This is a genomic window from Chryseobacterium turcicum, assembly GCF_021010565.1.
Classification (GTDB): Bacteria; Bacteroidota; Bacteroidia; order Flavobacteriales; family Weeksellaceae; genus Chryseobacterium; species Chryseobacterium turcicum.
The window spans coordinates 703,282-727,911 of the sequence record NZ_JAJNAY010000001.1 but is presented as its reverse complement, the minus strand read 5'-3'; the positions used below and the strand labels follow the sequence as shown (position 1 = coordinate 727,911).

23 protein-coding genes and 1 tRNA gene are annotated in these 24,630 nt (G+C 32.2%); 7 read left to right on the top strand and 17 right to left on the bottom strand.

The annotated features are described in order from the left end of the window. The first annotated feature begins 9 nt into the window (after positions 1-9). The 5 genes from LO744_RS03455 (at position 10) to recQ (ending at position 5,767) form a co-directional block, all read left to right on the top strand. Positions 10-1,074 (top strand): hypothetical protein, encoded by a 1,065-nt coding sequence (locus LO744_RS03455; protein WP_230667195.1) that lies wholly within the window; start codon positions 10-12, stop codon positions 1,072-1,074. 55 nt (positions 1,075-1,129) lie between these two features. Further along, positions 1,130-2,206, top strand: a complete 1,077-nt coding sequence (locus tag LO744_RS03450) for a hypothetical protein (RefSeq protein ID WP_230667194.1) — start codon at positions 1,130-1,132, stop codon at positions 2,204-2,206. A gap of 63 nt (positions 2,207-2,269) precedes the next feature. Then, positions 2,270-2,872: a hypothetical protein gene (locus tag LO744_RS03445; protein WP_230667193.1), complete on the top strand. Its 603-nt coding sequence runs from the start codon at positions 2,270-2,272 to the stop codon at positions 2,870-2,872. A gap of 147 nt (positions 2,873-3,019) precedes the next feature. Then, the gene (locus tag LO744_RS03440) at positions 3,020-3,550 is read left to right on the top strand and encodes a hypothetical protein (RefSeq protein ID WP_230667192.1); all 531 of its coding nucleotides are present in this window, start codon (positions 3,020-3,022) and stop codon (positions 3,548-3,550) included. A 30-nt stretch (positions 3,551-3,580) separates the two neighbouring features. After that, complete coding sequence (gene recQ / locus LO744_RS03435; protein ID WP_230667191.1) at positions 3,581-5,767, top strand: DNA helicase RecQ; 2,187 nt, start codon at positions 3,581-3,583, stop codon at positions 5,765-5,767. Positions 5,768-5,910: 143 nt separating this feature from the next. On the opposite strand, the gene LO744_RS03430 is transcribed toward recQ, so the two are convergent. The 6 genes from LO744_RS03430 to LO744_RS03405 form a co-directional block, all read right to left on the bottom strand. Further along, positions 5,911-6,876: a hypothetical protein gene (locus tag LO744_RS03430; RefSeq protein WP_230667190.1), complete on the bottom strand. Its 966-nt coding sequence runs from the start codon at positions 6,874-6,876 to the stop codon at positions 5,911-5,913. Positions 6,877-7,057: 181 nt separating this feature from the next. Continuing rightward, complete coding sequence (locus LO744_RS03425) at positions 7,058-7,786, bottom strand: SDR family NAD(P)-dependent oxidoreductase (RefSeq protein ID WP_230667189.1); 729 nt, start codon at positions 7,784-7,786, stop codon at positions 7,058-7,060. A 231-nt stretch (positions 7,787-8,017) separates the two neighbouring features. Next, positions 8,018-9,568 (bottom strand): hypothetical protein, encoded by a 1,551-nt coding sequence (locus LO744_RS03420; protein WP_230667188.1) that lies wholly within the window; start codon positions 9,566-9,568, stop codon positions 8,018-8,020. Positions 9,569-9,794: 226 nt separating this feature from the next. Next, positions 9,795-10,151 (bottom strand): preprotein translocase subunit YajC, encoded by a 357-nt coding sequence (gene yajC / locus LO744_RS03415; RefSeq protein WP_230667187.1) that lies wholly within the window; start codon positions 10,149-10,151, stop codon positions 9,795-9,797. A 10-nt stretch (positions 10,152-10,161) separates the two neighbouring features. Then, positions 10,162-10,689: a DUF1573 domain-containing protein gene (locus LO744_RS03410; RefSeq protein WP_230667186.1), complete on the bottom strand. Its 528-nt coding sequence runs from the start codon at positions 10,687-10,689 to the stop codon at positions 10,162-10,164. Positions 10,690-10,706: 17 nt separating this feature from the next. Next, a complete protein-coding gene (locus LO744_RS03405; RefSeq protein WP_230667185.1) occupies positions 10,707-11,612 on the bottom strand; it encodes a transcription antitermination protein NusB in 906 nt (301 codons plus the stop codon). Positions 11,613-11,702: 90 nt separating this feature from the next. Here LO744_RS03405 and LO744_RS03400 point away from each other — a divergent pair, with 90 nt between their 5' ends. Together LO744_RS03400 and LO744_RS03395 are read left to right on the top strand one after the other, a co-directional pair. Then, on the top strand, positions 11,703-13,364 hold the full coding sequence (locus LO744_RS03400; protein WP_230667184.1) for an ABC transporter ATP-binding protein: 1,662 nt from the start codon (positions 11,703-11,705) through the stop codon (positions 13,362-13,364). A gap of 102 nt (positions 13,365-13,466) precedes the next feature. Further along, a complete protein-coding gene (locus tag LO744_RS03395) occupies positions 13,467-13,802 on the top strand; it encodes a DUF3276 family protein (RefSeq protein ID WP_230667183.1) in 336 nt (111 codons plus the stop codon). A 142-nt stretch (positions 13,803-13,944) separates the two neighbouring features. On the opposite strand, the gene LO744_RS03390 is transcribed toward LO744_RS03395, so the two are convergent. The 11 genes from LO744_RS03390 to LO744_RS03340 form a co-directional block, all read right to left on the bottom strand. After that, a tRNA-His gene (locus LO744_RS03390) sits at positions 13,945-14,021 on the bottom strand. A 37-nt stretch (positions 14,022-14,058) separates the two neighbouring features. Beyond that, a complete protein-coding gene (gene bshB1 / locus LO744_RS03385; protein ID WP_230667182.1) occupies positions 14,059-14,778 on the bottom strand; it encodes a bacillithiol biosynthesis deacetylase BshB1 in 720 nt (239 codons plus the stop codon). Between the two features lie 150 nt (positions 14,779-14,928). Beyond that, the gene (locus LO744_RS03380) at positions 14,929-16,578 is read right to left on the bottom strand and encodes a tetratricopeptide repeat protein (RefSeq protein WP_230667181.1); all 1,650 of its coding nucleotides are present in this window, start codon (positions 16,576-16,578) and stop codon (positions 14,929-14,931) included. 102 nt (positions 16,579-16,680) lie between these two features. Beyond that, positions 16,681-17,454, bottom strand: a complete 774-nt coding sequence (locus tag LO744_RS03375) for a PstS family phosphate ABC transporter substrate-binding protein (RefSeq protein ID WP_394799504.1) — start codon at positions 17,452-17,454, stop codon at positions 16,681-16,683. 88 nt (positions 17,455-17,542) lie between these two features. Continuing rightward, entirely contained in the window at positions 17,543-17,731 is a 189-nt protein-coding gene (locus LO744_RS03370; protein WP_230667179.1) for a DUF308 domain-containing protein, read from the bottom strand. 79 nt (positions 17,732-17,810) lie between these two features. Beyond that, complete coding sequence (locus LO744_RS03365; RefSeq protein ID WP_230667178.1) at positions 17,811-18,653, bottom strand: energy transducer TonB; 843 nt, start codon at positions 18,651-18,653, stop codon at positions 17,811-17,813. A gap of 42 nt (positions 18,654-18,695) precedes the next feature. Further along, positions 18,696-19,238: an ExbD/TolR family protein gene (locus tag LO744_RS03360; RefSeq protein WP_230667177.1), complete on the bottom strand. Its 543-nt coding sequence runs from the start codon at positions 19,236-19,238 to the stop codon at positions 18,696-18,698. Between the two features lie 13 nt (positions 19,239-19,251). After that, on the bottom strand, positions 19,252-19,860 hold the full coding sequence (locus LO744_RS03355; protein ID WP_230667176.1) for an ExbD/TolR family protein: 609 nt from the start codon (positions 19,858-19,860) through the stop codon (positions 19,252-19,254). 61 nt (positions 19,861-19,921) lie between these two features. Continuing rightward, positions 19,922-20,785 carry a MotA/TolQ/ExbB proton channel family protein gene (locus LO744_RS03350; RefSeq protein ID WP_230667175.1) on the bottom strand — a complete coding sequence of 288 codons (864 nt, stop codon included), beginning with the start codon at positions 20,783-20,785 and terminating at the stop codon, positions 19,922-19,924. 238 nt (positions 20,786-21,023) lie between these two features. Beyond that, the gene (gene leuS / locus LO744_RS03345; protein ID WP_230667174.1) at positions 21,024-23,837 is read right to left on the bottom strand and encodes a leucine--tRNA ligase; all 2,814 of its coding nucleotides are present in this window, start codon (positions 23,835-23,837) and stop codon (positions 21,024-21,026) included. A gap of 197 nt (positions 23,838-24,034) precedes the next feature. Continuing rightward, positions 24,035-24,502, bottom strand: coding sequence for a lipocalin family protein (locus tag LO744_RS03340; protein ID WP_230667173.1), 468 nt, complete (start codon positions 24,500-24,502; stop codon positions 24,035-24,037). Positions 24,503-24,630 lie beyond the last annotated feature (128 nt).

The following is a 24,630-nucleotide window of genomic DNA, read 5'->3' as shown; positions in this document are numbered from 1 at the left end:
AACTTAAATATGAAAAATAAGTTATTATATATACTACTAGCCAGTTTTAACATCTTTAGTTATGCACATGCACAACAAAATCTTGAAAATACACCTGCAAAATATTTCAATCCCTATCTTCCAATGGAAAATATGGAGAAAGAAAGTTTTATAAATGAAAAGAAAATTAAAAAAATAACATATATCAAAAAACTTGATATTAATAATTATAGAATTGACACAATTAAAGTAAGCAGCTTTGATAGAGAAGGAAGAGAAATAAGGACTTTGCATTATAGTGATGGAAAAAAATCTAAAGAAATAGATTATTTATATCAAAAAAATGAAAAAAAATCTCACACAAAAAAATTATTTATGTCTGGGAAAATTTATGATGATGATTATGGAGACGAATACTATCAATTTGACGAAAATAAAAATGTTATTTACCTTAGAACTTCCTATAAAAAAGAAAAGCCACGTGAGTTCAAATATCTTTATAAAAATTCAAAATTAATCAGTAGAGAACATCTATATCTAGATAAAATTAATGTCTCTTTCGAATACATTTATAACGACAAAAATCTATTAACAGAATACACTTATTTTTCTTTTGAAAATGAGAAAGCAGAGAAAAAACCAATAGACCAGACTTTGTATTTTTATGACATTCACAATAATTGTATCAAGATTATAGTAAAATTAAACAATGAAACCATTGAAACAAAAGATTTTAAATATAATACCGACAAGAAATTAATTCAAGAAATTTATAACTATTCAAACTATGGAACTACCGAAAAAGGACAAATAGATTACATTTATAAAGATGATAAACTATCTAAAATTACAGAGAAAAATGATAAAAATGGGAAAATTGAATCAGAAATATTTTATATAAAAAATGATAAATTATTAAAAATCGTTAGTAACTATTCTAATTCTCGTTCATTTCGTTTTATAAATACAATGAGTAATACTGGGAATCATATTTTTGATTATCAATATGACAATAATGGAAGTTTGGAAAAACTAACAATAAGTGAAAATGGGAATATTAAAAATGTTTATGAATTTTCAATTGAGTATTACTAAATACTTATAAGTGAGGAAAATTTTCTTCGCTTTTTTTATAAACTAAAATTTTACAATGAAAAATATAAATATGTTAATTAGAACAGTTTGCTTTTTTTTTTATTTGGTTGGATTTTTCAGCATTGCCCAGATTTACAATGACGAAAACCCAAAATTAAAAGGTAAAATAAAATCCGTAGATTTATCTGTTACCGAATATCGTCAACATGAAAAACCGAGTGAACATCAATCTTTTGATATAAAAGGAAGAATTCTTGTAGAAAAAAAATATAGTGATGGACGATTAATAAATGAAGAGAGAAACGAATATCAACCCAATCAAATTATCACAACCAACTGTCATTATTGTAATGATTTTGACAAAACGTTTTCAAGATTTTCTATAAAAGAAAATCAAAAATATCCATACTCTGGTTATGTAACGAATAGTCAAAGTGGAGGAAGAAAAGTCTATAAGACAATTGATAGTAAAGGAAATGTGGTTTCTGAAAAATCGTACAACACTGAAGGATATCTCTTATTTATCACAACATATGTTTATAATACAACTTCAAAGATTACTTTAAGAGAAACTTTGGATGATGAAAACAAACTGACTTCTTATAGAAAATATGTCTATAACAAAAATGGGTTAATTTTGGAAGACATCAACAAAAATGAAACGCAACCCGAATCCAAATCAAACTATTCTTATGATAATCTGGGAAGAAAAACATTTTATAAAGACAATTATGCTAATAGAATCTATACAGAAACTTATGAATATTCCAAAGTGAAAGATACTGCAAAAACTCTAACTTATTCTGCGTATGACAACAAAGAAAAGAAATTAAAATCTATTGAAATAACATATCCGAAACTAAAAAATACGATTAAAGAAAAGCAAAGTATTGTAAAAGGTAAAATTCAAAATAGAATCATTAGTGAATATGATGAAAATAAAAAATTAATAGGTCAAAAATTTTATGATGAAAAAAATGAACTAATTAGAGAAACTCATACTAAATATGATAAAACCGGAAACTGGGTCGAAATCAATGTAGAGCAAACGATTTCGTTAAGATATAATAACGACCCACCAAAAATGGAATTACAAACCAAAAAATATCTTCGCAAAATTCTGTATTATTAAACGCAAAATTTATAAGCATAAATTAGAAGTGGAGATTTTTCTTCGTTTTTTTTTATTTGAAACATGAAAGAAAAACATAAATGGAAACTCTGGGAAATCCCGATTGTCATTCTTTGGTTTGTAGGCTTGTTTACATTCTTTCACGGAATTGGTTACTCAAAACGAACTGGAGACTTCGATTTTAAAGCGGGCTATTTTGTAATCGGAATTCTTATTATTGTTCCCGTTTATTTTTATATTCGTTCGCTTATTGATAGCGAAAAAAGTTTTCCCATTGAAAATTTTAATAGAGATATTGTTGTTCAGGACATAAAACGTCATAAAATCTGTAAAAATATCGATTTGAGCCGTGCTATAATTGAAAGTTACGTTTTCGGTGTTGGAAAAGACCAAAATGATTACGCCAATATATTCTATAATAAAAGTGATATTGAATTTGTAAAAACCAAACTTACCATTGAAAATTATGATAAATCAATCCCAACAATTACAGCATATACTAACATTGATAAATTTACATTGAAAGACATTTTTCAAAAACATACCTCTACCCATGTTTATTTCGACAAATATATTCCTAAACATTATTTCCTTGATCTGGAGTTTTTGGAAGAGATAAATTTAAATAAAGAACCTGAAAATCAAATTAATTTAAAGAAATTTTAATCTCAAAACATTCTTTAAAAATTGATTGTAACATTTTTTCAGTCATTTTGAAATGAAGTAGTTTTTACTATTACAAGGTTTTTAAATTCATCAAAATAAAAAATCACTCAAAATTCACTATTTTTACATCCACACAAATTTTGAATTATGAACACACTCATCCCCATACTTATTGCTTTTGGATTTATTTCTTTTGTAATCGGAATTATATTTTTTTTGATAGCTGTTGCAAATAAAATGCTTTATACCCCTTCTAACGTACAAGCAAAAAATTCAGAAAAAATCTCAAAGAATTTTTACATTTCAGCAATTTTAATTACTACAAGTATTTTCTGTTTCTTAGGTGGAAAAAAAATCATTAAATTCGATTTCCATAATACTTTACAGCATAACAAAATTATTTCAGTTGAAATAGATGGGATTTTCTTTAGCCAAGATGATATAAAAGATGTTTTTAACAATTTTGATTCTACGGAAGGAAGATATAGATGCAATCATTTTTTCGGCTTCATTAATTTAGAAAATAATGAGACTATTCCTATTGAAGTAATTAGACATTGTTATGAAAAAAACAGATATATTATTATTTCTAAAAAATATAATATAGATACAGATATTGGAGATATTATAACCTCCAAATTTGATTACATTGGAGAGAAAACCGTTAATTCTCAATGATTATTTTTACTAAAACACAATTTTAAAATGATGAAATCACCTTTAGAAGTTTTACAGCAATATTTTGGGTATGATAACTTCAGACTCGAGCAAGCGAATGCCGTTGAAAATGTAATTGCCAAGAAAGATACTTTTGTTTTGATGCCGACTGGCGGCGGAAAATCTCTTTGTTACCAAGTTCCGGCTTTGGTTTTGGAAGGCACAGCTATTGTTATTTCGCCATTGATAGCTTTGATGAAAGACCAAGTTGATGCACTGCGCGTCAACGGAATTTCTGCAGCTTATATCAATTCTTCGATGAGTTCTTTTGAGCAGAATGAAACTTTACATCAATTAAAAAACGGAGAACTCAAACTTTTATATATTGCGCCCGAAAAACTGAGTGCCGACAACGGTGCATTTCTTAAGTTTTTAGAAGAAATTAAAATTTCTTTATTTGCTGTTGATGAGGCACATTGTGTTTCACATTGGGGCCATGATTTTCGTCCGGATTATTTATTTCTGAATGGTTTAAAAAATCAGTTTCCACAAATCCCAATCATCGCTTTAACGGCAAGTGCTGATGAAATTACAAGGCAGGATATCGTTAAACAACTAAATCTTCAAGAGCCTTTGGTTCTCGTTTCATCATTTGACAGAGCGAATATCAAATATTTTGTTCAGCCCAAACAATCGGTTATTCATCACATTATTCAATACCTTAATGAGCACCCGAACGATTCGGGGATTATCTACTGTTTATCGAGAAAAGGCACGGAAGAAATGTCTAATCAACTAAAAGAAAATGGTATTAATTCTGCTTTTTATCACGCAGGAATTTCTTCGGTAGAACGGGCAAAGGTTCAGGAAGATTTTATCAAAGACAAAACTCAGGTCATGGTGGCTACGATAGCCTTTGGAATGGGAATCGACAAAAGTAATGTCCGTTTTGTGATGCACGCCGATTTACCAAAAAATATAGAAAGCTATTATCAGGAAACGGGAAGAGCCGGAAGAGATGGTTTGCCGAGTGAAGCGATTTTGTTTTATTCGGGTGCTGATGTGATAAAACTGCGAAGATTTGCTTTGATAGAAGGCAATGAAGAGCAATCTGGCCTTATGTTGCGAAAGCTGCAACAAATGGCTGATTTTGCCGAAATGCAAAAATGCAGAAGACAATATCTGATGGAATATTTTGGTGAAAATCATTCTGGAAATTGTAACAATTGCGATTATTGCCTCAGCGAATTTGAAACTTGGGACGCTACCGTAGATGCTCAAAAATTATTGAGTGCCGTTTTCCGACTGAAAGAACGGTACGGAAAAAATATGATTATTGATTTTCTTCGAGGTTCAAAAAGTGTAAAAATTACAGATTATATGCAAAGCCTTCCTACGTATGGCATCGGAAGCAAAAATGATAAAAACTATTGGCACAACCTTATCAAACAATTACTCATCAATGGTTTTCTAGAAGAATCTAATGAAGAATTTTCTGTTTTAAAATTAACAGAAGAAAGTAATCTGGTTTTATTTAAACATAAAAAAGTAAGTTTACAAAAAATAAAAGAACAAGCCAAAGCAGTAACTGTAGCCGAAATGGAAGCTGAGTATGGCAAAAATGAATTCACAGAAAACCTCGATTTATTTGATGAACTCAAGAAAATCAGACGCGAACAAGCCGAAAAAGAAAACGTTCCGCCTTATGTTATTTTTTCTGATGCAACCTTGATGGAATTGGCAAATTATCTTCCCAACACCAAAGAAGAACTGAATCAAATCAGTGGTTTTGGGGAATTTAAAATAGAAAAATATGGTGAATTGTTTCTTGAAGCCATTGTCGACTATTGCAACATCAATAATTTGACTAGTAAAGTCTCAGAAAAAAAACAAAAAAAGCAACGAGAACCGAAACCTAAAAAAGCAAATAAAAGCACATCTGGAACTTTTGCCACTACTTTTCAGCTATATCAAGAAAATAATAGCATCGAGGAGATTGCAAAAATCAGAAATCTATCCGTCAATACGATTCAGAATCATTTAGTGAATTTCGTTGCGACTGGAACGATAAATGCAGGCGATTTAATCGATAAAAACAAAATAGAAAGTATCATCGAAGTTGCAAAAGCGCAAAAAATTCAATCATTGAAAGCCATAAAAGAAGCATTAGGCGATGACTTTTCTTATTTTGAAATTCATGTGGCTGTGGCTCATTATAAATCGCAGGAAGAAAATTAAACTGTTTTTACTCTTTCCACAAAAAAATTGCAATTGTATTTAAAATGCATAAATTAAGAAAGTCTATCATAATCGGATAGACTTTCTTTAATATGTATAGAGCGATCTTTTTATTTTCAAATAAAGGAAAAAGAAGCTGAAAATTATTCAAGGACAATAGAAACCACTGGGCATTTATGCTTACTTTCTCTAAACCATTCCGAATGAAGATCAAGATTATAACATTTATTATCTGCTATTTTATCCACTTTTTTCTGTTTAACAATAAAATAATCGAGCGTAATATACCCTACATATATATTTTTAAAATCTTTATTAATAAAGACATCATGATGACTTACATCAACCTCAAGGTATTTAGACTTTTCGGTAAAACTCACCTCCATCTCTGGAATGAGTATATTTTTATCTTTACAGTCAACAGATTCGCAAGTATATAAGATCGGAATAATTTTGATATCTTTTTTACTTGTTTTAACATTGTATAATGTATTGTAACCTCCAGTAAAATAAAATTTTATTTTTTTAATCTTTTTATCCTCATAATTTTTTCCTTTAATTGGAATTTCAACAACAACTTTTCTCTCAGGAATAGTATAAAGATTTGAGATCCAGCCTTTAGCTTCAATCCCTATAATTATTTCCTTTTTTTTATTCCCAATTATAATAGAATCAATCAGCTTTCCTGAGGTGAAATACAAGTCTCCATTCCTCACTTTTAATTCTTCTCTGTATAAATCATATGTAGAATTCTTGTCTAAATCAACAATTTTAAGTTTTGAAATATTCTTAATACTATCTAATGGAATATCTACCAAACCATCACTTGAAACAAATACATAATTCTTATTGGCAGTAACATCTATCTGATAATTGTTAATGTATTGAGCATCTTTTTTTAGTTTAAATTGTTGAGAAAAAAACAGGCTCGGCAAAAACAAAAAGCCTAATAAGAAAAAACTTAATAAACTTCTTATTTTATTTATACATTCTACTGAATACATGGCTGATATCTTTTGAATTAGCCACAAGTTTCCCAAATTCGTCGAACAAGAATTCATTGTAAATACATTACTAGCAGGTACAGCAGCGCATAATTTTATTTTCATTGCGTTAATTTTATTTTGCACATTAGCGCTGCTAAAATAAACGCAAAAGCAAAATTAGACAAATTTTCCATCAACAAATTTCACAATAGATTGAAAAAGTAACAAACAACTACCTTGATACAAAAATATTTCATCGTTCTTATATAATTAAAAATCCATTACCTAAGCTTCTGGCTATTGATTACGGCAATTTCGCCACCAAGCTTTCCGGCAATACTTTCAAGATTAAATAAATCAATTTCCATTTAAAATTGGGAACGATGGTAAAAGAATTTCCGGCATTAACGATATGTTTTGCTACATAATCCGGTTCCATCAGAAGATTTTTATTGAGCTCTAAACCTGCGTTTATTTTCGTATTGATATATCCGCTGACCAAAACGTTGACTTTTACATTTCTCTCAGCTAATTCTTGCCTTAAACCTGCTAAATAAGTGGTAAAAGCCGCTTTTGTACTTCCATAAACAAAATTACTTTTTCGCCCACGAACTCCTGAGAGGGAAGATAATCCGATGATTCTTTCTAAGTTTTTATTGCTTTCATCTGTTGCAATGATATTCAGAATAGAAACAGCTCCCATATAATTGACCAACATCATTTGCTGAGTTCCTTTAAAATCTTGTAAAGCTTTCTCATTATCCACTAAAAATCCTGCGGCATAAACTACGACATGAGGTTTTATTGGAAGTTGATGATAAAATTGATGATGTGAATCAAAATCTTCTGCATCAAAGTTTAAAACTGTAATTTTTGATTTTTCTAAATGATTTTCCTCAATAAAAAGCTCCAAAGATTCTGTATTTCTTGAAGCTGCCATGATAGAAAACCCTTTCTGAATGTATTGTTTGATACATTGTTTGGCAACATCAGAATTGGCACCGAGAATGAGAACGGTTTTATTTTGATTCATCTCGCAAAGATATTTTTTAAACACGAATTTTACGAATGTTTTTGTGGATAACAGAAAAATTATGTTTAAAAATTAAACCATTAAGACTCAATTAAGAAGTTAAGTTGATTAAGAGATTCATCAATTTATTTAAAATGACAATGCAGTAAAAAAATTTCGGCGGAATGAACTTTGTTCACTCCGCCGAAACGAGTATGATAAAAAGAGTCAAATTCGACCTCTTTCTATAATTTATAAAGAAACTTTCAAAAGTTGCTTTTTCTTACCTTTTCTTCCAATGAAAAAAGTAGAATCTCCCGATTGAACTCCATTTGAAACCATAAACGGAACTTCATTGTCTTCATTATCTAATATTTCCTGATAATCGAAATCTCCATTTTGATTCACTCTGATAATATTAAGATTCGCTTTTTTAGTACTTGTTTGCCCAAACTGAATTCTGTCATTGCTCAGTTTTTTTACTTTTTCACCGGTGTTGATAAAAAAATAAGCATCATTCCCTACAGCTGTTGAAGTGTAAGAAATATAAGATTCATCTCCACCGGTTGCCTGTCTTTTATTGATATTTCTTGCCCAAACAATTTCGCCATTCGAGTTAATTCTTGCACTTACAATATCATCATAATGATAAATAGTTCGTGAATATCCACCGCCATTTGGTGCTGAATAATAATGTGAGGTAATATAAAATTCTTCTGCATTAAAAATAATATCTCCGTTTTGATTGGTAATTATTTTTCTAAAGGAAAGGTTTTTCAACTCTTTATCTTTGTCTTTCCCATATTTATCAATCATAAATTGTTCTGTAAACGGATTGTATTTTTTCTTTTTGATTTCTAAAGTAATTGGGTCAAGTTCAAAATAAGAAATTCCTTTAAATCGGTAATCTTTTCTGTCAGAATAAAAACCAATACATGCTAAACGGTCGTCATAAATAATAGGCTGCAATGAAGCTACAAAATGCTCATCAGAGTCAAAAGCTTGCGTTTTCTCGCTGTCAGCGGTTACACGGGTTAATTCATACTGGTATTTTCCGCCTTCTTTTTTCTTCTTTTGCTCATCAGTATATACTTTTCCAAGAATGTAAATCGTTTTTCCGTCTTTAGAAACATCTATATTTTCATAGATAAATTTTCGGTCTTTTATATCTCTTTTAAACGTATGGTCAATATTTTTCTGAAGCGATTTATCAAAAACAAACATACGATGAGTTTCTGCATTTCTATCTTTAATATCTACCGTAACCGCAAATGCAGTACGGTTTTCATTAACAATCATGCTTGCTCCGGAATCACCATCAAAACCTGCTGTCGTAAAAAAGGCGAACTGCTTTATTTCATCACTGTTTACTCTGAATAATTCTTTTTTTGTGAAATTAAAATCATTAATATTGGCAGACATTGCAGAGCAGATATAAGCTTTTTCATCTTTTTCATAAATAAAATCTATGATATTCACTTTGTCACCATCCATAATTACCCCTAAAACAGAACTTTGTTTTACAACTTTAGAGTATTTTATTTCATATTCAAATTCTTTAATCAACTTAAGGTCTGAATCGTAATGTTCGAAATAATAACCCGATCCGGAAGAAAAAACACCTCCAAAATAAGAACGAACGACAACCACTCCGCCTTTTCCGTCATCTTCTACAAGAACGATTGATGAGTTTTTGTATTCATCTTTAAAAACATCACTTTTTTTAATTTGAAATGGAATTTTCTGTGCAAAAGAAATAACGCTTAGCAAAGTAATAGCCAAGCAGAGAAGAGCTTTTTTCATGGTTTTGTTAGTCTTTTTATTAATTTTTGGCAAAGATATTATTAGAAAATGAATTTCACGAATATTTTTATGAATAACTGAAGAATTGTGCTTAAAAATTAAACCATTAAGACTCAGTTAAGAAGTTAAGAGATTTTCACTTCGTTTAGAATGATAATATTTAAAAAAATCGGCGCGGTGAACTTCTTTCACCGCGCCGATTCGCAATATTATGTAAAACTAAAAATTATTTCTTTTCAGTTTCTACTACTTCTTTTTTATCAGCAGCTTTCGTTGCTTTTTCACCAAAACGATTATCAGTAAATTCTCTTGAAATTGCTGCTTTCTCAAATTTAAGTTTTCCAGAAAGGGTTTCAATAACCACTCCATCCTCCTGAATCTGAGCAATTCTTCCGTGAAGACCAGAAGTAAGTACTACTCTGCTTCCCACCTTCAGCTCTTCTTGAAATTTTTTCTCCTGCTTTTGTTTTTTCATCTGAGGTCTAATCATTAGAAAATAAAATCCAATAACCATTACTCCCATCATCATCAACATGGTGGTAGAATTTCCTTGTGCAGGTGCTTGTAAAAATAAGGTTAACATATTCATGATATTAAGGTTGAATATTAGCATTAAACGTCAACTTTATCGGAGCATTTTCTACGTTAGCAAAAACATCAGCAAATTTTTGTACGCTTCCGTCAAAGTTTGTAGAGTCAAAGCTCAAAGTAATTTTTCCTTTTTTACCAGGCATAATCGGGTCTTTAGTAAATTCAGGAGCAGTACATCCGCATCCAGGCTTTACTTCAGAGATAATTAAAGGGTTTGTACCTGTATTGGTTACTTCGTAAACGTGGTTTACTTTTGCTCCTTTTTTAATATTACCAAAATCGAAATTGCTTTCAGATAATGCAATGGTAGTGGTAGGTTGGTTAGATTTAGCAACTGGTGCTGCTGCGGCAACTTCAGCTCCTGCAACAGTAGGAGTTACAGATGCTACTGTAGAATCAGCAGTAGGCGCATTTGTAGAGTCTACACCGATTGCTTCAGCGTTTTGTACTTCTTTATTTTCTTCTTTTTTACAAGAAACCAATCCGAATCCGATTACAGACAAAGCAATAATTGATAATGTCTTTTTCATATTAAATTAATTTTAATTTATATTCTATTTAAATCTTTACAATATTTATCTAAAATACCGTTGATGAATATATTAGAACGATCTGTTGCATATACTTTTGCAATCTCAATATATTCATTAATAATAACTCTTGAAGGGGTAAAAGGAAAATTGTCTAGCTCTGAAATAGCTGTCGTTAAAATAACTTTATCCATCAATCCTACTCTTTCCAAATCCCAGTTTTCTAGACGCTCAGAAAGTTTTTTCTCATTAATTTCCCAGTTATTCAAAGTATCTCTAAGAAGTTTGCTCGCAAAAGTTTTGTCTTCTTCATCTTTAATCATTTTAATTAAAGTGCGGCTTTCTTCATCTTCTTTCATAAAACCGATTGTTTTTTGAACCATCGAGTTGGCAATATGAATATCATCTGACCAAGTAAGTTCTCTATCGCTGATATAATCATGAAAATCATCATTTTCGGCAATATACCTTAAAAATAATTTTCCGATAAACTTTTGATCATCTTCAAAAGAATAACCATCTTCCTTCATAAAATCCTGATAACGCTTTCCTGCAGTCATACGTTGGAAAGTTTTCACCAACATGTCATCGTGCAAGTCCCATTTCAAATCTTTATGCTGACCAGAGAAATACAATCTCTCAGGGTTTTCATCAAGCTTTTTTAAAACCTGGTTATTAATAAATTTTTGATTGGGATTAACATCTGAATCAGTTTTAAAGTATTTGTTTTTACCAATTTCCATTTGATTTTCGGCAAGATCTCTCAGACCCACCAAAAAATTCAATTGAAAAATATAGAGATTATAGATTTTCTCTATTCCCGAAAACATGTTTTTTTCTAACACGTCAAATTTTATTGGGTTTTGGTAGTACGAATACACGGATTCTACTACTTTTTCACGGATTTGTCTTCTTCCTAACATTCAAAGAGCTTTTTATGCGTGCAAAGATACGAAATTTAAAATTTATGAAATTCTCAGTCTGCTTCAATTTTTGTAATTTTGTGAAACTTTATGAAAGCACTCAAAACTCTGAACCCTTACTTTTGGAAGCACAAAATATTATTGTTTTGGGGGTTACTATTCATCATCGCCAGTAATTTTTTTAATATATATAAGGTACAGTTCGTTGGAAAATCGGTTGACGAGCTCACAAAACATGGAAATCTGGGCTTTAACAAGCAAGTTTTAATCTACGTTGCCATTATTGTCGGCTGTTCTCTTCTTACCGGAATTTTCACTTTTATGATGCGACAAACCATCATCGTTGCATCACGAAGAATTGAATACGAACTGAAAAATAAAATCTATAGACATTATCAGGATTTATCGCTTACCGATTACAAGCAAACAACCATCGGAGACTTAATGAACAGATTAAGTGAAGATATTGTTGCGGTAAGAATGTATTTGGGACCTGGGGTAATGTACGTGGTCAACCTTGTTGTATTATTATTGATTACCAGTTTTTATATGATTAAAACTGATGCATCAATGACGGTTTGGACCTTACTGCCTCTTCCTATTTTATCGTATATTATATTTAAAGTAAGCTCAATTATTAATAAAAAATCAAAAGTGATGCAGAAAAGCCAGTCTGCGATTTCAACTTTTGTACAGGATAGTTTTTCGGGAATCAGAGTGGTAAAATACTTCGCAAAAGAAAAATACATCCAAAAAAATTATGGGATTAAAGTAAGCGATTATCAGGATAAGGCTTTAGATTTAGCAAAAACAGAAGCTTATTTCTTTACTATCATTTTATTTGTCATCGGATTATTAAATGTTTCAGTCATTCTTATTGGTGGACAAAAATATATTGCAGGCGAGCTTACCGTGGGTAAAATTGCAGATTTCTTTATGTACATCAACATTTTAATCTGGCCATTCTCGATGGTAGGTTGGGTAACATCAATTAACCAAAGAGCAGAAGCATCCATGCAGAGGATTAACGAGTTTTTGGAAAAGCAATCTGAGATTTATAATAAAAACTTTGAAAACTATCCTATTAAAGGAGATATCGAATTTAAAAACGTATCTTATGTTTACCCAAATACAGGAATTAAAGCATTAGATAATTTAAGCTTTACAATAGAAGCCGGAAAATCTTTAGCCATCATGGGAAAAACTGGTAGTGGAAAATCGACCATCGCTCTACTTCTTTGCAGGCTTATAGATCCTACAGAAGGTGAAATTCTGATTGACGGTAAAAACTTAAAAGATCACAATCTTGAAAATTACAGAAATTTCATTGGCTATATTCCTCAGGAAAGTTATCTTTTTTCAGATTCTATTGAGCATAATATCGGTTTCTCTATCGATAATCCTACACACGAAAAAGTGGTTGAATATTCTAAAATTGCAGATGTACATAAAAACATTGTTGAGTTTAAAGATCAGTACAAAACAATGGTGGGCGAACGTGGCGTGATGCTTTCGGGAGGTCAAAAACAGAGAATTTGTATTGCAAGAGCCTTAATAAAAGACCCAACTATCATTATTTTTGATGACTCACTATCTGCATTAGATACAGAAACGGAACAGAATATTCTTGAAAATATCGATACAAAAATCAATAACGCAACTTCCATAATTATCACACATAGAGAGTCTAGCGCACAAAGAGCAGACAAGATTCTTAATCTTAGTGAAATTAGCAATTCTGCAACCGCATAGCCAAAACATTTTGAATTGTTAAATAAATCATAAAAAAAACTTTGTGATTAAAAGAAATATTTTATATTTGTTCTTAACAAGATTTAAAAAAAATATCTAATAATGAGTGAATACAAGGAACGCCATGAAAATGAAATTTTCACTAAGGTGTTAAAAGCGGGAAGAAGAACTTATTTCTTTGATGTGCGAGAGACTAAAGCAGGAGATTATTATCTTACAATTACCGAAAGCAAAAAGAATTTCGGAGAGAATGGAGAAGCTACATTCGAGAAACATAAAATTTATCTTTACAAAGAAGATTTTAAAAGTTTTCAGGAGATGTTTAATGAGTCCACAGATTTCATCATTAATGAAAAGGGTGAGGATGTTATTTCAGAAAAGCATGATAAAGATTTCAAAAGCAAAACCTATACTATAGATTCTGACGAAGAAATTTAAATCTAAACATATCTAAAAAAAACACAAGCATCTGAAAAAAGATGCTTTTTTTATGCCGATTACATTTATTATAAGTTCTCAGACCTATCTTGTTATATCTAAAAATAAAAAAACGCATTTTCAAAAGAAAATGCGTTTACTGTGGGGTGAATGAGGGGTCTCGAACCCCCGACCTCCGGAACCACAATCCGGCGCTCTAACCAACTGAGCTACAATCACCGTTTTTGGTGGTGCAAATATAGGAAAGAATTTTTAATTACCAAACAATTCCATCAAAATTTTTCATTGCAATTAACTTTTCTGACGTAAACCCCTCAGCATAAGCAACTCCCGATAATCGCCCTAAATCTTGAGCTCGGTACGTTAGACTCTCATAAAAGTCTTTTGAGGTAATTGGCGTTTCAGGTTCTTTAGAAGTAGGATCATAAAACTGAGTTTTAAATGCCATACAAGCTTCAAGCTTTTTCTCAAGATGTTCTGAGATATCAATCACAAATTCTGGCTGTATATGTTTCCATTGAATATAATGGAATATTTGCTTCGGTCTCCACACTTCCTGAGTTTCTCCATCAAGAAGCGTTTCAACTTTTCTTAGACCAGCTAAAAAGCACGCATCAGACACTAATTTCGCTGCTTTTGCATGATCTGGATGTCTATCATCAATTGCATTAGCTAAGACGATTTCTGGCTGGTATTTGCGAATCATTTTTACAATCTCCATTTGGTATTCTTCAGAATTAACAAGAAAACCATCTTTTAACCCCAAATTCTCTCTTGCGGCAACACCCAAAATTTTTGCAGCTTCTGTAGCTTCTTCTTTTCTTGTTTGATCAGTTCCTCTTGTTCCGAGTTCTCCTTTTGTTAAATCAACGATAACACAAGTTTTTCCTTCTGAAATTAATTTAGCGAGTGTTCCGCCACATCCTAATTCTACATCATCTGGATGGGCTCCAAAAGCAAGTATATCTGTTTTCATAATTCAATAGTAATTTTAACAATACGATTGTCTGCTCAATTTTATTTAATACGTAAGCAGACCACTTATTAATTCAAAGATAAGATTTAAACAAAAACTTCCCAAACATTACGAATGGGAAGTTTATATATGAATAATTTAATTTTTAAATTATTTATTGATTTCTGCATTTAATTTTACAGCATCCTGATAAGAAGGATCTAGCTGTAAAGATTTTGCAACATAATCTTTAGCTTTAGCCAAATTTTTGTCTTTTTCAAGATATGCTACAGCAAAATAAGCATACGCAAGAGTTTGCTTGTTGGTTTCAACTTCAGCAGGTTTAACTGTTGAGATGAATTTCTCGTAAGAAATTTTTGCTGCTTCATGATTTCCTGCTTGTTGGTATGCATAACCTTGGCTGTAATATGCCGGTGCCCAATCTGGAAGCAATCCAATCATTTTTTGCCATGTTAAAACAGCTCCGTTCCAGTTTTTAGCATCTTGGTAAGCGTTTGCCAATTTGTACAAAGCATCAGAGTCTTGTGCGTTTGCCGCTACTAATTTTTTGAAAGATTCAATTTCCGGGCTTGTAGGTCCTGCATCAACAGAAGCTTGAGAAGCTCCTCCTCCATTGATTTTTGCAAGTTCCATATCCCACTTCATTGTTTCATCTTTAGCAGCTTTAGCTAAACCAATTTTTTGCTGTGCTTCTGCCTGTAAAGCTGATTTTTTAGCCGCATCAGTTTCAGTTTTAGCCAAACCAGCAGCAATTAATCCCATCAAACCTTGATCAGCAGGCTGAACTCTTGATTTTTCAGCTTTAGACACGAAAGAATCCATGTTTTGTTTTGCTTCTGCATATTGACCATCTGCATAATTCACATATGCTCTCAATTTAAATTTAATAGGGTCCTCAACTTTATCAAAGATTTTATCTAAAATCATTTTAGAGTTTGCGTAATCTTCATTAGTGAAGTACAATTTTGCAATCTCTAATTGAGTATAAGGATCTTCATCAGCATACTTTGTATAGTTAATCAAATCTTGAGTTGCTTTCGCATTCTCTTGATACTTAATGTCATAAGCCGCTAAAGCTTTGTAAGCAGGTGCATATGTTGGATCAGTAGAAATTGCTTTCTCAATACTTGTTTTAGCTTGTTGCCATTGTTGAGCTGCCATCCACAAAGTTCCGATTCTTGTATACACTGAAGCTTTATTTTTAGCTAATGGTAATGCGTGGTCGTATGCCGTCATTGCATCTCCAGGAACTCTTTTTAGTCTGTATGCATCTCCTAAAGTATAGTAATAGTATGCAGGAACTTCTTTTCTAGAAGCTCTTTCAATAGCTTTATTCAAAAATTGAATCGCTAAATCTGGAGCGTTATTTTTTTCAAATAAAGTCAATGCTTCAGCAGCTCTAAACAAAACTTCAGCATCTTTTTCCCTAGAATCTGTCACTATTTTCTGGATCTCTGCAATCGCAGATTTATCACCTTTACCTAATTTAACCGCCGCTAAACCAATTTGATTTAAGTAGCTTTTTTTATCTGCAGCCAAACCTTTATTGAAGTTTTCTGTAGCTGCTGCAAAATCGGGCTCACTTTGTCTTAAAAAAGTATTTCCTAGGTAGAAATAATTTTCTGCTGTAGGTTCTTTTGCAATCATAGACGTGAAATTGGTTTTCGCAGCCGCAAATTTATCGCTATCTATACTGTTAATACCATCCTGCAACGTCTGTGCAAAGGCAAAATTGGTAAAAAATACCACTGATGCTCCTAAAGCAATCTTCTTTACATTCATAATCATTATATCTTTCATTATTATTTTAAAATCTGTATTATAAAAATCCGAATTATAAATACACAATTTTCAGACCAATATAATAAATCGGTTTGAGAATTGATATTAATTTAATATTTTTTAACGAATCTGTACTTCTCTCGGGTAAATATTATAAGGTTGTAAACCTTCTTTCTGAACAATTTTCTGCCCCAAATGGGTACAAGAATATCTTATAAAACCATTAGCAATATTAAAACTACCTTCATTGGTAAGGAAATATAAAACTCTGGTGAATGGGTACTTCATCTCGCGAAGTCCACCAAAATCTGGAGAATATGTTTTTCCAGCACTGATAACCGGAAGTATTTTTATCATTCCCCTTAATTTCTCTGCTTCTTTATCGTAAGGCCTGCTGATTGTATTTAGCCCAATCACCCCAATTTTATTCGGGTATTTACTCAATTCTTCAATAACATTTACGCTTCCCGGAATAATTGAAAATTTCAAATCTTTAGGAAGTTTATTTAGTTTTTGAGCAACAAAATTAAGGTTACTAGAATTGGTTCCATCAAATACAAAATTCTTATCGTCAGACTGTAAACCGGAAGTTATTTCTTCCATGGTAATGCTTTCTTTTTCAGAATTTTTAGGCACAAAAAATACGACAGCATCTGCCGCAAATTTTGCAGGCTCCATTTTCATATCTACTTTATCTTCGTAGGCTTTAATCTCTTCGGAAGATAATACTTTAGACATCACTACAATTCTTGCCTTATTATTCAATAAATCAAGAAAACCTAAGTCTTCCTTTTTGGTCACCACTTTTATTTTAGTGTCCGGATAACTAATCATATACCCTTCTGCTAAAGCTTCTGTAACACTTTTAAAAGACTCATCCGTCAAAATTGTCATTTCCCCTTTATTATAGGATACTTTACTTTCTACTTTTTTTGAACAGTTTATGATTAAAACTGAGAAGAAAGCTAATAAAAAAAAGCGACTACTCTTCATCTTCGGCAGTATTTCTGAATTTTGATATTGCTCTCCAGATTCTGAAGATTCCATAAAGTATTAATACAGCTCCCAGAGCATATGCATATATTGGCTCGAGGAATTTATAAACCATCATTACGATTCCTAGGGCTACGTAACAAATTCCTGCGACTAAAGATAACCAGTTGAACATCATACAACAAAAATATTAAAAAAAATAAAAAGAGAAGCATAAGCTTCTCTTTTTTAATTATTATTTAAAATAAACTAATAACTTATTCTGGCGGTTGCATCGCTAATGGAAGTCTATATCTGTAACGTACAGATTGACCATTAATTTTTGCAGGAGCCCATTTGTTTTTAATCGATTTTACAGTTCTTACAGCTTCAGAATTAAAGTCAGGGTTTTTACCGCTCACTTTAACATCTGTAATACTACCATCTCTTTCAACAACAAAAGTAACTTCTCCTTTTACCACTCCATCTGCACCTTCAATAGCTGAACTATCAAAGTTTTCAGAAACTTTTCTTCTGAAAGCATTAATTCCTCCAGGGAATTCTGCAGTCTGCTCTACCTCAGTGTAAATCGCTTTTTCATCTACTTGTGGCTTAACTTCAGCTGTTGAAGCTTTAGTACCTGTAGATGGTGGTGGTGGTGGTGGCGTATAAGCAGGAGCTTTTACTCCTTCTTGAGAAACCGCACCAGTAGTCGTTTTTAACTGTTCAGAAATCGGAGGTGGTGGAGTCTCTATTTTAGGAGCTTTCACCGGTTCCGGAACTACGTTTTGAATAATTTCAATTTTCTCCTCTACCACTGGTGGTGGCGGTGGTGGTGGTTCCTCTTCCTTTGGTTGCTCTATGATAGGATCTTCTTCGATGATTTCCACCAAATCAGATTTTACCTCTACAGCTTCCTTTTCATTCATACTTTTAATAGTCATATAAATTAAAGGAGATAAAGCAGTAACCAAGAACAATCCTGTACCAATAATAAAAGACTTTGTCAGTAATCTAGGATACTGATGTCTAAGATCGTAAGCACCATATGCTTTATTTCTATTTTCAAATACAATCTCGTCTAAAGTAAGATTTTGACCGTATATATTTTCATCTGCCATTGTATTGCAAATTTAAATGTTAAACACTTTGCGGTAACCGAATTAGTTACCCACTTTCTTATCGTACACAGCTTTTTCATAAGGCTTAAGATCGGTTACCCCATATCTTTCGCTTTTTGTAATTGCCATCTCGTCAAGAATATCTACAAAGTTTTTATATACCGCATCATCCGTTGGCTTAATAATCACTGTAAACAGCTCTTTCTTTTTAGCTCTGGCTTTTGCTTGCTTGATAATTTCTCTAATCCCTTCTCTGTCAAAAGAAGTTTCAGTCATCGTCTGATCATTAAGACCTGCTTGGTCTTGCTGGTGCCAGAACACTCTGTTATCTTTTCCTAAAAGCAAAGTGATAGAATTGGATAAATCAATTTCGTTTGGTGGTGGTTGAGGCTTTGTAGGATCCGGTTTTGCCGGAAGCCCTAAATCCATCACATTGGGTTTACTAAACGTTGATGTAAACATAAAGAACATCAATAGTAAGAAATTAAGGTCAACCATTGGCGTCATATCGACGGCAGGGTTGTTTTTCTTGGAACGAACTTTGCCACCTTTGGCGCTCTTATCCTGTACTTGTACTTGTGCCATTTCTTATTCTTAATTATTCGTTAGGTTTACCTTCTTGTGACGTAATCAACCAAAATTTAAGAAAGTTAATATCTCTTAAACCCTCAAATAAACTTTTCACTTTAGGATATTCTGTTGTAACGTCACCTTTGATTGCTAATTTGTAATCAGGATTTACGCTTAAACTTTGTTCTACCCAGTCAGTTAACTGCTTATTTGTACTATCCATAGGAACCCCAGTAGGGCTCTTATAATTTTTTTGCTCATCTTCTGGCAAATCCAAATAGCTTCTCAATTGGCTCATAGGAACACCAATAGCTTGTACTTTTTGGAATGCAGCTTTTTGTTTATCATCAAAAGTAACTTTGTACTTTTCACCCATTTTTTCTAAAAGCTCTAATCTCTCTTTTGCATTTTCTACTGGCTGAAAATAAAATTTCCCGTCCGGAGTAGCGTTAATAGTCATTAAACTTGCATCAGGAAGTAACTTCTCTGAGATTGAAGATGGCGGTTTGATCTGCTCCACATCAGGTTTTTTGAACTGAGTGGTCATAATAAAGAACGTAAGTAGTAGGAACGTAACGTCACACATTGCCGTCATATCGGTCACTACACCATGTCTTTTTGGTTTAATTCTCGCCATTATTTATTATCTAATTATTAAAACTTCTTTTTTTTGTGTAAAAACACAGGATCACTATTTCTTAGTGAAATTCTGCAAAAGACTGCTGAATGCTCATAGCGATCTCATCGATCTTATAAGTCAATCCGTCAATTTTAGAAGTAAAGAAGTTGTAAAGAATAATCGCTACCGCAGAAGTACCAATACCTAAAGCTGTATTAATCAATGCTTCAGAAATACCAATTGATAAAGCAGCAGCATCAGGAGTACCACCACTAGCACCTAAAGCAAAGAACGCTCCAATCATCCCGATTACTGTTCCTAATAGTGCTACTAATGTTGCAACAGTACCTAAAGTAGAAAGAATCATCATATTTTTCTCCAACATTGGCATCTCAAGAGTTGTAGCTTCTTCGATAGCTTTGTTTAGAGCTACCATTTTCTGCTCTTTATTTAGAGTAGTATCGTGAGCTAAAGCTTTGTAAGTAATAAGACCTTCTTTTACAACGTTCCCTACAGAACCTTGCTGTCTGTCGCACTCTTCTAAAGCTTCGTCAACTTTATTGCTATTTAATAAGCTTCTTACTTTCACTACGAAGTTATCTACGTTACCTGCACCTGAAGCTTTGCTTAATACAAAATATCTTTCAAATGAGAAAACGATTACAATAATCATGAATGAAACCAAGAATGGTACAATAATCCCTCCCATATAAATCATACCCATAAACCCTAATGGATGTAAGTCTTTACGCTCTACATCTGTAAAGGCAGCTGAAAGTCCAGACAATTTTGGATCAGCCTTAAAATTACCAGGGTTACCTAAGACAAATAACCAAACACAAAATCCTAAAACCAAAAGGATAGGAAGAATTACAGCTGGATTAAGACCTCCTGCTTTTCTAGCAACTACTTGCTCATCATTTTTTGAAACATTCATTTCCATATTTAACTAAATTATATTGTTTTAAAATTTTAGAGTTGTAAAATAAAGGCAAAATTAATTAAAATACAATAGTATCATATAAGATTTTGCCTTTTTTTCATAATGATAATTTGATAAGATTCCGATATCGTAATTATCTTTGAATATTTTATTAATATTTGTTAATTTCACAAAATACGTTAGAAAATCAAAAATTTAAAACCTCTATTTTTTTGATTTTATCAATGTTAAATTTCTTTTAAATTACGATATTAACGATTTTTTTTGGTACTACGATGATTTTTTTAGGGGTTTTACCTTCTAAAAGCATTCCCATTTTCTCATTTTGAAGCACTAAATCCTCTACTTCTTTGGCTGATAATGTTGCAGGAAGAGCAATTTTAAATTTCATCTTACCATTTATGCTTACAGGGTACTCAATCTCATCTTCAACTAAATATTCTTCATTCAAAATTGGGAACTTTTCAAACTCAATTGAAGAGTTATGCCCCAGCAAATTCCATACCTCTTCACAAATATGTGGTGCGTAAGGGGAAACTATAACGGCTAAAGGCTGTAAAATATTGCGTTTGTTGCATTTTAATTTCTGTAATTCATTTACAGCAATCATAAATGATGACACAGAAGTGTTGAACGAGAAGTTTTCGATATCGTACACCACCTTCTTTATTAAGGTATGCAATACTTTATATTCTGCTTTTGTAGGTTCTTCTTCAGAAACTTCAAAAGTATCTTCATTGAAATAAAGATTCCAGAATTTTTTAAGGAAACCGTAAACTCCGCTTAATCCTTGTGTATTCCAAGGTTTTGATTGTTCTAATGGACCTAAGAACATTTCATACAATCTTAAACCATCTGCTCCATATTCTTCACAGATGTCATCAGGATTTACCACATTGTATTTAGACTTAGACATTTTTTCTACTTCACGACCTGTGATGTATTTTCCATCTTCTAAAATAAATTCTGCATCAGCATAATCTGGTCTCCAAGATTTGAACGCTTCAGTATCTAATTCATCAGATGTTCCTTTTAATAAAGATACATCAACATGAATTTCCTGAGTCTGATAATCTTTTGCTAGATTTTTAGATACAAACTGATTAGTCCCCTCAACTCTATATGCAAAAGCACTCATCCCCAAAATCATTCCCTGATTAATCAACTTTTGGAAAGGCTCATCATTTTTAATATATCCTCTGTCTTTTAAGAACATATTCCAGAAACGAGAATATAATAAGTGACCGGTTGCGTGCTCACTACCTCCGATATATAAATCTACTTGTCCCCAATAATCAGACAATTCCTTATTAGCAAAAACCTCATCATTTTTTGGATCCATATATCTAAGGAAATACCAAGAGCTTCCCGCCCAACCCGGCATTGTAGATAATTCTAATGGAAATACATTTTTATCATCTATTAAATTGGTATCAACAATTTTTTGGTTCGCTTCGTCCCAAGCAAAAGTCTTTGCATTTCCTAATGGCGGATCACCATCTTCAGTTGGCAAATATTTTTCAACTTCAGGAAGTTCTAAAGGCAATGCAGAATTTGGCAACGTGTAAGGCATTCCATCCTTATAGTATATAGGAACGGGCTCGCCCCAATATCTTTGTCTTGAGAAAATTGCATCACGCTGTCTGTAATTTGTAGTTCCGTGGCCAATTGCTTTCTTTTCAATAGCATCAATAATTAATGCTTTAGCCTCCTTATATTTTAATCCGTTTAAGAAATCAGAATTTACACAAACAGAATCTTTAGAATCAAAAGATTTTTCATGAATATCTTCTTCTGTTTCTACAACTTTTTTAATTTCTAAATTAAATTTTTTCGCAAATCTATGATCACGCTCGTCATGTGCAGGAACAGCCATTACAGCTCCCGTTCCGTAGCCCATCAATACATAATCTGAAATATAGATTGGCATCTTTTCCCCGCTAAACGGATTGATTGCATAACTTCCCGTGAAAGCACCTGAAACGTTTTTAACGTCAGACATTCTGTCCCTCTCAGTCTTTTTGGAAGTTTCTTCAATATAAGTATCAACTTCAGCTTTTTGAGTATCAGTCGTAATATTTTCCACTAAAGGATTTTCCGGAGCTAAAACCATAAATGTTGCTCCAAAAATTGTATCAGGTCTTGTGGTGAAAACTTCTACAATCTCGTCATGACCTTCAACATTAAATTTCACTTGAGCGCCTTGAGATTTCCCAATCCAGTATTCTTGAGAATCTTTTAAAGGTTGTGGCCAGTCTAAAGTTTTTAAACCTTGTAATAATCTTTCAGAGTAAGCAGAAATTCTCATGCTCCACTGCATCATTTTCTTTTGGAAAACAGGAAAACCTCCTCTTTCAGATTTTCCGTCTTTAATCTCATCGTTGGCTAAAACTGTTCCCAAAGCAGGACACCAGTTTACCGTCGTCTCCGCTCTGTAGGCTAAACGGTAATTTAGAAGGATATCTTCTTTATCTATTTCAGAAGCAGACTTCCATTCTTCTGCCGTAAAATTTAATTCGTCATTTTGATTGGCATTTAATCCTACTGTTCCTTTTTCTTCAAAATGCTTGATTAAAGTATCGATAGATTCTGCCTTGTCTGTATCTTTATTATACCAAGAATGGAACAATTCAATGAAAATCCATTGTGTCCATTTATAGTAAGAAGCGTCAGAAGTTCTCACTTCTCTACTCCAATCGAAAGAGAAACCAATTTTTCTTAACTGCTCTTCGTATCTTGTAATGTTTTGCTCAGTAGTAACAGCGGGGTGGGTTCCGGTTTGAATGGCATACTGCTCAGCAGGAAGCCCAAAACTATCGTAACCAACCGGGTGGAGAACATTAAACCCCTGATGTCTTTTATATCTCGCGTAAATATCTGACGCAATATATCCAAGCGGATGACCTACGTGAAGCCCCGCTCCCGACGGATACGGAAACATATCGAGAACATAAAATTTTGGTTTGTCTGTGTTATTGGAAGTCTTATACGTTTGGTTTTCTTCCCAGTATTTCTGCCACTTTTTTTCTATCTGCTGATGATCGTAAAACACTTTTTATTATAGATGTTAGATGTTAGACTTTAGATATTAGAATTAATTTCATTATCAATTCTCAATCTAGTTTCACAAAAATAATGATTATAAAATTAATGTAAATTGAATTTTTAATTAATTACAATGTAATTCTTATAAACAAAAAAAATCTCACCTTGCGATGAGATTATATATTAGAATTGAAACACTGATTATTATTGCGGAATTCTTTTAAAAGTATAGGTTGTAGACTTATAAATAGTAGGATCTGTAGTATCTTCAATTTTCAGATTTAACGTTTCTGCATCCAACAAAGTCACTTTACCTTTATCTGAAACAACAGTTCCCTGATATTTGATCTCGAAATTTTTCTCAGAAGAATTATATACATAGGAAAAATTACGCTGTGAAGTCGTAGTACAGGTTGGAGTCATACCAGCCATATCTCTATTTGTTCTTTGCCCAGACATATTTTCATTAAAAACCCACCTTCCTTCTTTCTGACAGTCTGTATACCCAATTTCGTCAGAAAAACCAATTCCATCTAAGGGAACTTGTGTTCTTACCTCTTTGGTAGGAGACCACGTTCCAACAATAGGAAATATCTGTTCTTGTACGTCGTCGTCGTTACATCCTGTAAAAGCTAATAATGATAATCCTGCAAATAATGCTAATTTCTTCATAGATCAAATTTTTCAAGGGTTAAAATTATGATTTTTTTTAAAAATCCAATCATTTTTTTTGAATTTTGAATTATAATTTACATTTCCTTAAAAATTCTCCGAAGAAAATACATTCACAAAGCGTTATA